Consider the following 12978-nt stretch of genomic DNA (forward strand, 5'->3'; position numbering starts at 1 on the left):
CCTGAAAGCCATACCCGGTGTCTCTGGATCTCTGGACCTTACGACGGCCCGTTCAACCCATGCCAACAACGTAGGACCTCCTGAGCCCAGTTCCCCGCCCTGGTCCTGGAGCAAACCCCGGCACTCGGGCGGGGCCGGCTCAGCGCTTGCGGGCGAGGGTGAGGCCGTCCGCGACCGGCAGCAGCACCGACTCGACCCGGTCGTCCGCACGGACGTGCGCGTTGAACTCGCGGATGGCCAGGGCATTGCCCGTGGCGTCGGCGCGGGCCGCCTCACCCCCGTAGAGGACGTTGTCGGCGAGGAGCAGCCCGCCGGGGCGCACGCGCGGCACCAGCTGGTCCCAGTAGGCCTGGTAGCCGGTCTTGTCCGCGTCCAGGAAGACGAGGTCGATCACCGGCTCGGGCGGCAGCGCCGTCAGCGTCTCCAGGGCGGGGGAGATCCGCAGGTCGATCCGGTCGGCGACCCCGGCCTCCTTCCAGGCCTGCTGCGCGATCGAGGTCCATTCCTCGGAGATGTCGCAGGTGATGACGCGCCCGCCGGATTCCAGCCCCTCGGCCAGCGCGATCGTGGAGTAGCCGGTGAAGGTGCCCACCTCCACGATCCGCCGGGCGCCGGTGAGCCTGGCCAGCAGGGTGAGGAGCACCGCCTGCTCGTGCGGGACCTGCATTTCGGCGGGCCCGCCGAGCGTACGGGTGCGCGCGACCAGCTGCTCCTGGACGGGGCTCGGCGGTTCGGCCTGCGCGACGAGGTAGGCGTAGACCTCGGGGGTGAGGTGCACGGTCTTCACGTCGTCCGGGTTCCTGCTCATGTCGTACGTCCCTTCGTGGGATGCGGGGGTGGCGGGGGCGCGGCCGGCGGCGTGCCGAGGGGGCCGCGCGGGGGCCGGTCGACGACGCGGACCTCCCGGGGCGGGGCTCCGAGGCCGCGGGCGAGGGCCCGTACGCCGTCCTCCGTCAGCGGGCCGCCCCCCGCGACGCGCAGGTCGTACGTCTCCCCGAGCAGCGCGTCGGCGGCGCGCACGCAGGTCACGTCGGCCCCGGGGAGCAGGGCGCGGAGCCGGGCGGCGATGCCGTCGAGGTCCTGCCGGACGCCGTGGGGCTTGACCGGGCGGGCGCGTCGGCCCAGGCGCAGGAACTGCCGGTCCCCGAGCGGCCGGACCAGGTCGTCCATCGCGTGGTGGGCGGGGTGGCTGCCGTCGGGGAGGGCGGAGAGCCGCGGTCCGGAGACGGTGAGCGGGATCTCCCGGCCTTCGCGGGGGCCGGCGAAGGAGACGTCGTCGAGCAGGGTCCACGGGCCGTCCGGGTCCCAGCCGGTCCGGTGGGCGACGGCGCCGGCCTCGGTGGAGCCGAGCACCTCGACCATGGCGGTGCGCCGGCCGTCGCTCAACCTGACGGCATCGGGCGGCAGTTCGGCGGAGCTGTGGAGAAAGGTGATGTGCTCGAAGGCGGCGAGCCAGCGGGGGTGTCGGGCCAGGATCCGGAAGGTCCCGGGGACGGCGACGACGGCGATCCGGCGGGCCGTGACCGGGGGCGGCGGACAGTCGGAGGCCGGCCAGAACCAGACGGGCAGCCGGGTCACGGCGGGCAGCAGCACCGTCGCGGAGGCGCCGTAGGCGTGCCGGGAGGGAGCGAAGCTGACGAGGGCCTGCGGCTCGTACGGGCGCAGCAGGCGGGCGAGTTGCTCACTGTCGGCGCGCAGCCGGGCCCCGGGGAGGGTCCGCCGGACGGGTTCGCGGGTGGAGCCGGAGGTGGGGAAGGCGTAGTCCCGCGCGACGAGCCGCTCCAGCACGTCGGCGGCCTCCGCGGCGTCGAGCGCGTCCCACGCCAGCTGCCAGGCCCGGGCCGGGGGCTCGGCCGTTCCCTCAGCCGGGGTCCCGATCCCGGGCCGGTCCCACAACGCGTCGAAGGGGAGCGCTTCGTAGGCCGGTGCCGTGTCGCGCCCGGCCGGGCCGGCGTGCGGTGCGGCGGTCACGGGCGGGAGACCGGCTCGGCCGGGGCCGCTTCCGGGATCTGCCGCGCCCGCGCTCCGTACGCATCCACCGCTTCGGTCATCACCGCTGCTCCTCGCTGTCGTCGCTCTCGTCCAGGACCTCCGCGGTCCGCGGCCGGTCCGGGTCCACAGGTGCGATCGCGGCGGCGAGCCGGTCCGGCAGGCGTGCGGAGTCGAGGATCACCGCTGGGTCCGTGCGGTCGGGTGGCAGCGTGCGGGGGCACCCGGCTGCTCAACGACGGCGGGGCCGGGTGGAAACGGCGCGGCTCCGTCCCGCCGCCTCCATCGCCCCCTGATGAGCAGGGTGGTTGTCACGGTCGGGCGGGCAAGGAGCCGCCCGGCCACAGCACTAGCCGCGCGGTACGACCGTGCTCAGCACCTGTGGCAGCGGGTACCAGTCGGCGGAGATGATCGACGCGTGCCGGCCGGCGAGGAGGGCGAGGCGGTCGCGTGCCTGGGTCTCGGTCGGGCGGGTGGAGTCGATGGCGGGGGCGACGTTGTGGGCGTCGGTGGCGATCAGCAGGTAGTGGTTGCGGTCGTACCAGCCGGTGTCGATGGTGCCCGAGGCGTACGCGCTCGCGTCCCCGTCGAAGATCACGAACCAGGGGCGCAGGGAGGCGTCGGTGTAGCGGGTGACGCGCGGGTCGCCCGCCTCGGCCCGGTGGACGGCGGGGAAGGCGGCGGCCTGGCCGAGCCGGCCCTGGGCGGCGAGGGAGCGCAGGTGGGTTGCGTACTCTCGGTCGGTCCACAGGGTGTCGGAGCCGTTGCCCTCCTCCACGGTGCCGGGTATCAGCTCGACGATGAACTTGCCGGCGAGCGCGGCGCGGCTGGGCCAGGCCCCGGCGCGGGCGGCGGTGTCGAGGTCGGGGTGGCCGGCGGCGAGCTGCCCGGGGCGGTAGACGGCGTCGCCGAGCTTCCCCGTGAGCAGCGCGTCGAGTTCGGCCGGGCCGCGGCCGAGGTTGGCGGCGAAGCCGTCCTTGAGTTCCAGTTTGAGGACGACCGGCCGGTGGCCGGGGTGGGCGTCGTGCCAGCTGCGGATGTCGGAGAGGCAGCCCGCGAGGTTCTGGTTGCGGGACTTGGTGCGCAGCTGGGCCGGGCTGGTGGCGTTCTCGCAGTTGCTGTCGTTGCCGAAGGGGTTGTCGTGGGAGACCCGCCAGGAGCTGCCGAAGAAGTTGGTCCACACGTCGAGTTCGAGCATGGCGGCGCCCGAGTCCAGCGCGTCGGCGAAGTAGGGGTACTTGGCCTTCTCGTAGGCGTTGTGCACGCCGACGCCGGTCGATCCCGCGTACGGGAGGTCGCCCGAGGTGCCCGCGGCGCCGGCCGGGGCCGTGCCCAGTGCGAGGGCGGCGGCCGCCATCCGGTTGCGCAATCTCATACTCTCGGCTCCCGTCGACTCTGTGGGGGGTTCAAGTCGCCTGGAGGATATGGGAGTTGAATGACGGGCGGAAGGCCGGGAAGTGGCGCGGCGCCGGCCGGGCGGGCCACTGTGACGACGGACACGCACCCGGGACGGAACCCGGGGCGCCACTCCCCCCATCGAACGAAGAGTCGACGGCGTCAGCGGGGCGGGAGTAGGACCACATGTTCAGCAAGGTGCGCGGGCCGGTCCTACGGGCCTCCGTGTTCTTCGGCCTCTGCGCGCTGCTCGTCACAGGTGGCGCGTACGTCTGGGAACTGTGGGGCGTGGCCGCCCACCGTGCAGACGGGGACGCCGCGCTGGGCACCTACCAGCAGGACCCGGAGCGGGCCGACCGGACGGCGGCCGCCGTACTGGACGGGAACGTCCGCGAGGACCCGAACCCGCCGATGGACGGCAAGGCCTTCGGCGCCGGCGCCGTGAACTGGAAGTCGGCCGGATGGGCACCCTCGGACCCCCTGGAGGCCCGGCCCGCGCCCGCCGAGCCCGCGATCGGCGCGCTCTTCTCCCCCGGCTCCGACGGCGACCCCGACCACCACTGCTCGGCTGCCGTGGTCCACTCGCCGGGCGGCGACCTCATCGCCACCGCCGCCCACTGCGTGTACGGGGCGGGCTTCCGCACGAACCTCGCCTTCGCCCCCGGCTACCGCGACGGCGTGGCCCCGTACGGCGTGTGGGTGCCCACCCGGATCGACGTGGACCCGCGCTGGACCGAGGTCCAGGACCCCGACCACGACGTCGCCTTCGTCCGGCTGCGCCGCCCCGGCTACCCCGGTCAGCGACTGGAGGACGTCACCGGCGCCGCGACGGTCTCCTTCCGGCCCGAACTGCCCGCGCCGGCCCGGGTCGTGGGCTATCCGAACGACTCCGAGCAGCCGCTGGACTGCCGCAACACCGCCCGCGCGGCGGGGCCGACGCAGCTGCGGGTCGACTGCGCGGACGTTCCCAACGGCACCAGCGGCGGTCCGGTGCTGACGGACGGCCACACGCTGATCGGCGTGATCGGCGGCCGTGACGGCGGCGGCGACGACGCGACCTCGTACAGCAGCTACTTCGACGACGGCGTCCGCGCGCTGTACGAGCGCGCCACGAAGTCCCCGAACCGCGCCTAGCGCTGCGACCGCAGGGCGTCCGGGTGGTGTGCCGACAGTGTCGTGGAGTGCTTTTCTAGAAAGACCCTCTAGTAACGGGTATTGCTAGGCTCTCCGCCACATCCAAGCGGACAACACCACAACGGACACCGACGGGACTGGACCATGTCTCCCAAGCAGCAACGCGGCGAAGCCACCGTCGACCTCCTCCTCACCGCCGCCCTCCGGGTGTTCGCCGAGTCCGGCCAGCAGGGGTTCACCGTGAACGCGGTCGTCTCGGCCAGCGGGGTGAGCCTCGGCAGCCTCTACCACCACTTCGGCAGCTTCGACGGCCTCGCCGCCGCCCTGTACATCCGGTGCATGGACATGCTGTGCGACGACATGGTCGCCGCGCTGAACCGGTGCCGCACCGCGCGCACCGGCCTCCGCTCGTGGGTGACGTCCTACCTCCGCTTCACTCAGGAGCACCGCGACGTCGCGCTCTTCCTGCACGCCTCGGCCTACTCCGGCTACCTGGTGGCGCACGCCGAGGAGATCGGCGCGGCCAAGGCGGCCAAGTTCGCGGCGATCATTGATTGGCTGCGGGTGCGTGTCGAGCGCGGCGAGATCGCCCCGCTCCCGGCGCCCGTGATCGAGGTCATGGTCATGGGCCCGCTCACCGAGGCCGCGCGCCGCTGGCTGTCCAGCACCTACGAGATCGACCTCAACGAGGCCGCCCGCTACCTGCCCGAGCTCATCTGGCGCTCCCTGCGCCCGGAGCCCGAACAGGGCTGAGCGGCGCTGAGCGTGGCGGGTCGGGCTGCTGGGTGGTTGTCCTTACCGTCGTCGTCCATGCCGCCGAGTGTCCGGGGGCCGGGGGCCGCAGGCCACGCCCGCACCCGGGGCGCCTTGAGGCGTGCCGGGGGCGGACGGACTCACACGCGGGGCGCCCGCGCGCAGCGGTACCGGGCGCCGCGGATCAGCGCGGCAGGGATCCGTACGAGACGCCCGTGAGCTTCTCGGAGGCCGCCCAGAGCCGTTCGCCGGACGCGTCGTCGAGGGTCCACTTCGCCCGCCAGGAGCGGGCCGGCGCCCCGCGCCAGCCGAACCGCGGGCCGATGAAGGCGTCCTGCCGGACCCCGGGCGCGGTGGCCGCGTACAGCGTGGGCAGCGCGCCCCCGGCGGCGGGCTGCGCGATGACGTCGTTGGCGATCGCCGCCCCTCGCGCGAAGAGCGTGCCGCCGTCCTGCGCCGCGCCGGCGTGCAGGTTGGTGGAGGCGTAGCCGGGGTGGGCGGCGGCCGCGACGATGGTGGATCCGGCGGCGGTGAAGCGGCGGGACAGCTCGTGCGTGAAGAGCAGATTCGCCGTCTTGGAGCGGCCGTAGGCCACCCAGCGCCGGTAGCCGCGCTCGTATCCCAGGTCGTCGAGGTCCATGTTCCCCAGCGCGTGGAACCCGCTGGAGACGTTGACGATCCGTGCCCCGGGGGCGGCGGCCCGCAGCCGCGGCAGCAGCAGTCCGGTCAGCGCGAAGTGCCCGAGGTGGTTGACCCCGAGCTGCATCTCGAAACCGTCGGCCGTCCGCCCGTACGGCAGGGCCATCACGCCCGCGTTGTTGATCAGCAGGTCCAGGGCGGCGTGCCGCTCCCCGAACGCCTTCGCGAACTCCCGTACGGATGCCAGCTCCGCGAGGTCGAGGGCGGCGAACTCTGCTTCGGCGCCCGGCACTTCGCCGCGCAGCCGGGTCACGGCGGCCCGGCCGCGCGCGGCGCTGCGGCAGGCCAGCACCACGCGGGCCCCGCGCCGGGCGAGCTCGCGGGCGGCCACGTAGCCGATCCCGCTGTTGGCCCCCGTCACGACGGCGGTCCGGCCCCTCTGGTCGGGGATGTTCGTGGCGTTCCAGCCGGGCATGGCAGCTCCCTCGCGACGCGGTGGGTTACCGAGGGTAGACCCCTGGGCCCGGGATCGGCGGCGGGGGTCGGCAGCACGGCCCGAAGGCGCAGGCCAGTAGGCTGCGGGTCGGCACCCCCTTTCCGCTTTCCCCTTCCTGTTCCGAGGTACCGCGCGTGAGCTCCGCACCGCCCCCCATACCCGTGACGGTCGTCGGCCTCGGCGCCGACGGCTGGTCCGGGCTCACGGCCGCCGCGCGGTCCGCGCTGGCCGGCGCCGAGGTGCTGATCGGCGGGCCGCGCCAGCTGGACCTGCTGCCGTCCGCCGACTGTCCCGGTGAGCGGGTGGCGTGGCCGAGCCCGCTGCGCCCGGCCGTTCCGAAGCTGATGGCCGAGCACGCGGGCCGCCGGGTCGCGGTGCTGGCGAGCGGTGACCCGATGTTCTACGGGATCGGCCGCGCCCTCGCCGAGGAGCTCGGGCCTCGGTCGCTGCGCGTCCACCCCCACCCCTCGTCCGTCTCCTACGCCTGCGCCCGCCTGGGCTGGCCGGTCGAGGACACCGAGGTGCTCACGGTCGTCGGCCGCCCGGTGGCCCGGCTCGCGGCCGCGCTGTACGAGGGGCGGCGGCTGCTGGTGCTCAGCGCCGGAGCGGTGTCCCCGAACGAGATCGCCGCTCTGCTTCGAGAGCGGGGCTTCGGCCCGAGCCGGATGCGGGTGCTGGAACAGCTCGGCTCCGAGCGCGAGGACACGTACGAGGGCGTGGCCGACGGCTGGGACCACCCGCCGGGCGATCCCCTGAACGTAGTGGCCGTGGAGTGCCGCCGGGACCCCGCCCACCCGGCCCCCCGCCTCGGCGCGACCCCCGGCCTGCCGGACAACGCCTACGAGCACGACGGCCAGCTCACCAAGCGCCGGGTCCGGGCCGCGACCCTGTGCGCGCTGGCCCCGGCCCCCGGCGAGCTGCTGTGGGACATCGGCGGAGGCTCCGGCTCCATCGGCATCGAGTGGATGCGGACGCACCCCTCGTGCCGTGCGGTGGCGGTGGAGCGCGTACCGGAGCGGGCGGAGCGGATCGCACGCAACGCGGCCGTGCTCGGCGTGCCGGGCCTGCGCGTGATCGTCGGCGCGGCGCCGGAGGCCCTCGCCGGACTGCCCTCCCCCGACGCGGTCTTCATCGGCGGCGGACTGACCGCGCCGGGACTGCTCGACGCGGCCTGGGCGGCCCTGGCCCCCGGCGGCCGGCTGGTGGTCAACACCGTCACCCTGGAGTCGGAGGCGGTCCTCACCGACCGCTACCGCCGGCACGGCGGCGAACTCGTGAAGCTCTCGGTCGCGCACGCCGTGCCGGTCGGCGGCTTCACGGGCTGGCGGCAGGCGATGCCGGTCACCCAGTGGTCAGTGACAAAGGCGACGAACGAGAAGGATCAAGCATGACCGTGTACTTCATCGGCGCGGGCCCCGGCGCCGCCGACCTCATCACGGTGCGCGGTGCCCGGACCCTGGCCGCCGCCCCCGTCTGCCTGTACGCGGGCAGCCTCGTCCCCCGCGAGCTGCTGGCCGAATGCCCGGCGGACGCGCGGCTGGTCGACACCTCGCAGCTGAACCTGGACGAGATCACCGCCGAGTGCGTACGGGCCCACGCGGCGGGCCAGGACGTGGCGCGGCTGCACTCCGGCGACCCGTCGATCTTCAGCGCGGTCGCGGAGCAGATGCGGCGGCTCGACGCGGCCGCCATCCCCTACGAAGTCGTCCCGGGCGTCCCGGCCTTCGCGGCGGCGGCGGCCGCGCTGAAGCGGGAGCTGACCGTGCCGACCGTCGGCCAGACCGTGATCCTGACCCGGATCGCCCAGCAGGCCACGCCGATGCCGCCGGGCGAGGACCTGGCCACGCTGGGCCGCAGCGGTGCGCTGCTGGTGCTGCACCTGGCCACCCGCTACGTGGACCGGGTCGTCGACGAACTGCTGCCCCACTACGGGGCCGAGTGCCCGGTGGCGGTGGTGGCGATGGCCAGCCGCCCCGACGAGCTGATCCTGCGCGGCACGCTGGCCGACATCGCGCCGCAGGTGAAGGAGCACGGCCTGGTCCGCACCGCGGTCATCGTGGTGGGCCGCACGCTGGGCGCGGAGCAGTTCCGCGACAGCCACCTGTACTCCCCCGAGCGCGACCGGCATGCCTGCTGAACCGGGCCCCCGCCCGGCCCGCCACGTCCTGGTCCTGGGCGGCACGACGGAGGCCCGCCGCCTCGCGGAGGCGCTGGCCCCCGACCCCTCGTGCCGGGTGACCAGCTCGCTGGCGGGCCGGGTCACCGCGCCGGTCCTGCCGCCCGGCGAGACCCGGGTCGGCGGTTTCGGCGGCATCGCGGGCCTCGCGGCCTGGATCGTCGCCCACGAGGTCACGCACGTCATCGACGCCACCCATCCCTTCGCGGAGCGGATGAGCTTCCACGCGGCCGAGGCGCAGGCGCTCACGGGCGTCCCGCTGCTGGCGCTGCGGCGCCCCGGCTGGACGCCGGAGCCCGGCGACGACTGGACCTTCGCGGACTCCCTCGCCGAGGCGGCCGACCGGCTGCCCGGCCTCGGCGCCCGCGCGTTCCTGACCACCGGCCGGATGGGGCTGCACACCTTCGCGCACCTCACCGACACCTGGTTCCTGGTGCGCTCGGTGGATCCCCCGGCCGCGCCGGTGCCGCCGCGGCTCGAAGTCCTGCTGGACCGGGGCCCGTTCACCCTGGCCGGCGAGCGGGAGCTGCTCGCCCGGCACCGGATCGACGTCCTGGTCACCAAGGACAGCGGCGGCTCGGCCACCGCCCCCAAGCTCACCGCGGCCCGCGAGGCCGGCATCCCGGTCCTCGTCGTCCGCCGCCCGGCGGTCCCGGAGGGCGTACGGGAGGCGGGCTCGGTGGCCACGGCCCTGAACTGGCTCGGCAGCGCGGAGACTTCGTAACACCTTCGCAGGATCTTCGTAGGCGGCCTTCGCAGACCTTCGCAGACCTTCGCAGGGCGAAAGGGCCCGGTGTCCGGGGGGCGGTCCACCGCCCCCCGGACACCGGGCCCGGTCGTTCACCTCACCCGATCACCGCCACGCTCACGGGTAGCGGCGCGGGGTCCACGTGATCCGCGAGCCGTCGGCCCGCTCGGTGACCTGCGTCTGCGAGGAGCCGATCAGCAGGAGCGTGCGCATGTCCACCTCGGACGGCTCCAGTTCGGCGAGGGTGAGGATCCGCACCGACTGCTCCGGCCCGCCCACGTCGCGGGCGACGACCACCGGGGTCTCGGGGGCGCGCAGCTCCAGCAGCAGCTCGCGGGCCTGGGCCACCTGCCACGTCCGGCTGCGCGAGCCGGGGTTGTACAGCGCGAGGACCAGGTCCGCCGAGGCGGCCGCGCGCAGCCGTTCCGCGATGACCTCCCACGGCTTGAGCCGGTCCGAGAGGGAGATGGTGGCGTAGTCGTGGCCGAGCGGGGCGCCGGCCGCGGCGGCTGCCGCGTTGGCCGCGGTCACCCCCGGCAGGACCCGTACGGGCACGTCCTTGTACTCCGCCTGCGCGGCCACCTCCAGGACGGCGGTGGCCATGGCGAAGACTCCCGGGTCGCCGCCGGAGACCACGGCCACCCGCTGTCCGCGGCGGGCCAGGTCGAGGGCGAACTCGGCGCGCTCCGACTCCACCTTGTTGTCCGAGCCGTGCCGGATCTGGCCCGGCTTCACGGGCACCCGGTCCAGGTACGTGGTGTAGCCGACCAGCACCTCGGCGTCCGCGAGCGCGCGCCGGGTCTGCGGCGTGAGCCACAGCGGTCCCGCCGGCCCGGTGCCGACGACGGCGACCTCGCCGGGCCCGGACGGGACGCTGCCCGGGTTGCCGATCCGGCTGGGCACGACGGCCACGGCGAAGTACGGCACGCTCTGCGGGTCGGTGTCGGCGAGCCGGCCGGTGCGCTCGCCGGCCATGGTGGCGCGCTCGACATAGCGGGCCTCGGCGAGCCGGCCGCTGTTCTCCATCGCGGCGCGCACGGCCGGGAAGGTCCGGCCGAGCTTCATCACGACCGCCGAGTCGGTGGCGGCGAGGCGGGCGGTGAGCTCCTCCTCGGGCAGGGTGCCGGGGAGGATGGTCAGGACCTCCTCGCCCTCCACGAGCGGGGTGCCGAGCCGCGCGGCGGCGGCGCTCACCGAGGTGACGCCGGGGATGACCTCGGTCGTGTAGCGGTCCGCGAGGCGCTTGTGCATGTGCATGTACGAGCTGTAGAAGAGCGGGTCGCCCTCCGCGAGCACGGCCACGGTCCGGCCGGCGTCCAGGTGGGCGGCGAGGCGGGCGGCGGCGGCTTCGTAGAACTCCTCCATCGCGCCCTGGTAGCCGCCCGGGTGGTCGGTGGTCTCGGTGGTGACCGGGTAGACCAGCGGCTCTTCGATGTGGTCCGCGCGCAGGTGCTTCGCGGCGATCGAGCGGGCGATGGAGCGGCCGTGGCGGGCGCTGTGGTAGGCGACGACATCGGCCTCGCCGATCACCTCGACGGCGCGCAGGGTCATCAGGGAGGGGTCGCCGGGGCCGAGTCCGACCCCGTACAGCCGGCCTGCCGTGCCCTGGGTGGTGTCGCTCATTCTTCCTCGCTCGCGATCGCGTTGACGGCGGCGGCCGCGATGGCGCTGCCGCCGCGACGGCCCCGCACGATCAAGTGGTCGAGCTCTGAGGGGTGTTCGGCGAGGGCGTCCTTGGACTCGGCGGCGCCGATGAAACCGACGGGGACGCCGATGACGGCGGCCGGGCGCGGGGCGCCCTCCTCGATCATCTCCAGCAGCCGGAAGAGCGCGGTCGGCGCGTTGCCGACGGCGATCACCGCGCCCTCCAACAGGCCTCGGTCACGCCAGACCTCCAGGGCGGCGGCACTGCGCGTGGTGCCCATCTTCGCGGCGAGTTCGGGGACCGCCGGGTCGGAGAGGGTGCAGATCACGTCGTTGCCGGCGGGCAGCCGCTTGCGGGTGACGCCGCTGGCGACCATCTGCACGTCGCAGAGGATCGGCGCACCGGCGGTGAGGGCCGCGCGGGCGCGCAGCACGACGTCCGGGGTGTAGCCGAGGTCCTTCGGCAGGTCGGTCATCCCGCAGGCGTGAATCATGCGCACCGCGACCTGGGCGACGGAGGCGGGCAGCCCGGCGAGGTCCGCCTCGGCGCGGATCGTGGCAAAGGACTGGCGGTAGATCGCGGCGCCGTCCTTCTCGTACTCGAACACTGTGTACTCGCTCATTTCTTCACTGCGTCTGCGGACTCTGAGATCGTCGGGGAGGTGTTGCGCGCGGCCGAGAGTGCGGCCGCCAGGTCGGGGCGGAAGACCGGCACGGCGGGCTCCCCGTGCACGGACATCGCGTATCCGTCGTTCCCGGTGGCGAGCACGTCCACCCAGGCGGTGCCGCGCGGATGCCCGCACCGGCGCTCGCAACCGGACCAGTGCACGGGCAGCGCACCGGTCGACTCCGCCACGACGGCCCGCGCGTCGGCGCGTACGTCGGCGAGGGCCTTGGCGCAACCCGGCTGCCCCGTACAGGCGGTGACGGACTGCCAGGGATCGTCGGGGGCGACGACGAGGCCGGCGCTCACGAGGCGGGCGTAGCCGTCGATCGGTCTGCGGGTGCTCGCCCGGGGGAGGATGATGCTCCGCCACGGGGTGACGCGCAGCCCGCCCCGGCCCTGGTCGGCGACCTGCACCAGCACCCGCCACTGGGCGGAGCTCAGCCGGCCGAGCGCGGGCAGCACGCACAGCGGCGTCTGGTCGCCGATGCCCGGCCCCCATGGCTGGGGCGGCGCCGCGTACGGCCACGCCACGTCTGGCACGCGCGCCGCGGCGACGCCGACGGCAGCCAGCCGCGCAGCGAACTCCCCCTCCTGGAGCACGTGTTCAGTCGGCAGCTCGGCGACGCGCCAGGCCCGGGTCCCGGCGGCATCGGCGGCGTCCAGGAAGTACTCGGAGGCCAGCAGCGCGGCCCGCGGCGCGTCGGCGGCGGCCACCTCGACGGCATGGGCACCGGCCCCCAGCCGCACCAGCGCCCGCCTGAGGCCGCCCCCTGCCAGCACGGTCACATCAGGATCGAGAGCGGCGACGTCCCCCCGCCCGTCGTCGAGGGCGAAGAGGAACCGCCCGGACAGCGCGGTCGCCCGGCTGCTCGCGCACAGGAGCCGGTCCAGTTCCCCGACCCAGGGCACGACGTCGTCGGACACCGGCGTGGCCACGATGTTCCGCACCCGCTCGTGACTCGGCGCGGGCAGCAGCCCGGCTCCGTCGAGCAGCTCGGCGAGCCCGGCTCCGCACCCGTCGCCGAGCCCGCGCAGCTGCACGTTGCCGCGCGAGGTGAGTTCCAGGTGCCCGTCGCCGAACCGGTCGGCGGCGAGCCCGAGTACGGAGGCCTGCCGGATGCCGAGCAGCCCGCCCGGTAGCCGGATCCGGGCCAGCATCCCGTCGTCGGCCGGGTGCAACCGCAGCGCGCCGGGGCAGGCGTCACCGCGCTCCCGTATGACGGGTTCGTCCCGCGATGCGGCGGAAGGGGGCTGGGGCATGGCGGCGAGCATACCCACGATTCCCCTCCCCCGACCTGTGTCCGTCACCACCCCACCCCACCCGACCAGCCACATCC

13 protein-coding genes are annotated in these 12978 nt (G+C 74.7%); 5 read left to right on the forward strand and 8 right to left on the reverse strand.

What is annotated here, in order from left to right; translation table 11 throughout:
• Positions 1-139: 139 nt before the first annotated feature.
• The 4 genes from J7E94_RS33945 to J7E94_RS33955 form a co-directional block, all read right to left on the reverse strand.
• Positions 140-808: an O-methyltransferase gene (locus tag J7E94_RS33945; protein ID WP_215020670.1), complete on the reverse strand. Its 669-nt coding sequence runs from the start codon at positions 806-808 to the stop codon at positions 140-142.
• Positions 805-1971, reverse strand: coding sequence for a hypothetical protein (locus J7E94_RS33950; protein WP_215020671.1), 1167 nt, complete (start codon positions 1969-1971; stop codon positions 805-807). Before J7E94_RS33950 ends, J7E94_RS33945 begins: the two co-directional genes overlap by 4 nt.
• A 79-nt stretch (positions 1972-2050) precedes the next feature.
• Complete coding sequence (locus J7E94_RS35560; protein WP_285440854.1) at positions 2051-2173, reverse strand: hypothetical protein; 123 nt, start codon at positions 2171-2173, stop codon at positions 2051-2053.
• Positions 2174-2338: 165 nt separating this feature from the next.
• Positions 2339-3364, reverse strand: a complete 1026-nt coding sequence (locus J7E94_RS33955) for a phosphatidylinositol-specific phospholipase C domain-containing protein (RefSeq protein ID WP_215020672.1) — start codon at positions 3362-3364, stop codon at positions 2339-2341.
• Between the two features lie 206 nt (positions 3365-3570).
• Between J7E94_RS33955 and J7E94_RS33960 the strand changes: the two genes are divergently transcribed.
• Together J7E94_RS33960 and J7E94_RS33965 are read left to right on the forward strand one after the other, a co-directional pair.
• Positions 3571-4518 (forward strand): serine protease, encoded by a 948-nt coding sequence (locus J7E94_RS33960; protein WP_215020673.1) that lies wholly within the window; start codon positions 3571-3573, stop codon positions 4516-4518.
• A gap of 144 nt (positions 4519-4662) precedes the next feature.
• Positions 4663-5271 carry a TetR/AcrR family transcriptional regulator gene (locus J7E94_RS33965; RefSeq protein ID WP_215020674.1) on the forward strand — a complete coding sequence of 203 codons (609 nt, stop codon included), beginning with the start codon at positions 4663-4665 and terminating at the stop codon, positions 5269-5271.
• Positions 5272-5455: 184 nt separating this feature from the next.
• On the opposite strand, the gene J7E94_RS33970 is transcribed toward J7E94_RS33965, so the two are convergent.
• A complete protein-coding gene (locus J7E94_RS33970; protein WP_215020675.1) occupies positions 5456-6385 on the reverse strand; it encodes an oxidoreductase in 930 nt (309 codons plus the stop codon).
• Between the two features lie 155 nt (positions 6386-6540).
• Between J7E94_RS33970 and cbiE the strand changes: the two genes are divergently transcribed.
• From cbiE to J7E94_RS33985, 3 genes are read left to right on the forward strand one after another with little or no spacing between them, the layout of a single operon-like run.
• Entirely contained in the window at positions 6541-7797 is a 1257-nt protein-coding gene (gene cbiE, locus J7E94_RS33975) for a precorrin-6y C5,15-methyltransferase (decarboxylating) subunit CbiE (protein ID WP_215020676.1), read from the forward strand.
• The gene (cobM, locus tag J7E94_RS33980) at positions 7794-8543 is read left to right on the forward strand and encodes a precorrin-4 C(11)-methyltransferase (RefSeq protein ID WP_215020677.1); all 750 of its coding nucleotides are present in this window, start codon (positions 7794-7796) and stop codon (positions 8541-8543) included. Before cbiE ends, cobM begins: the two co-directional genes overlap by 4 nt.
• Entirely contained in the window at positions 8533-9306 is a 774-nt protein-coding gene (locus J7E94_RS33985) for a cobalt-precorrin-6A reductase (RefSeq protein WP_215020678.1), read from the forward strand. Before cobM ends, J7E94_RS33985 begins: the two co-directional genes overlap by 11 nt.
• A gap of 141 nt (positions 9307-9447) precedes the next feature.
• Here J7E94_RS33985 and J7E94_RS33990 read toward each other — a convergent pair whose 3' ends face one another.
• From J7E94_RS33990 to J7E94_RS34000, 3 genes are read right to left on the reverse strand one after another with little or no spacing between them, the layout of a single operon-like run.
• Positions 9448-10953 carry a precorrin-2 C(20)-methyltransferase gene (locus J7E94_RS33990; protein WP_215020679.1) on the reverse strand — a complete coding sequence of 502 codons (1506 nt, stop codon included), beginning with the start codon at positions 10951-10953 and terminating at the stop codon, positions 9448-9450.
• Entirely contained in the window at positions 10950-11597 is a 648-nt protein-coding gene (locus J7E94_RS33995; RefSeq protein WP_215020680.1) for a precorrin-8X methylmutase, read from the reverse strand. The genes J7E94_RS33990 and J7E94_RS33995 overlap by 4 nt, the downstream gene beginning before the upstream one ends.
• Complete coding sequence (locus tag J7E94_RS34000) at positions 11594-12901, reverse strand: cobalamin biosynthesis protein CobG (protein ID WP_251057642.1); 1308 nt, start codon at positions 12899-12901, stop codon at positions 11594-11596. Before J7E94_RS34000 ends, J7E94_RS33995 begins: the two co-directional genes overlap by 4 nt.
• Between the last annotated feature and the right edge of the window lie 77 nt (positions 12902-12978).

This window comes from Streptomyces sp. ISL-94 (assembly GCF_018614075.1).
Classification (GTDB): Bacteria; Actinomycetota; Actinomycetes; order Streptomycetales; family Streptomycetaceae; genus Streptomyces.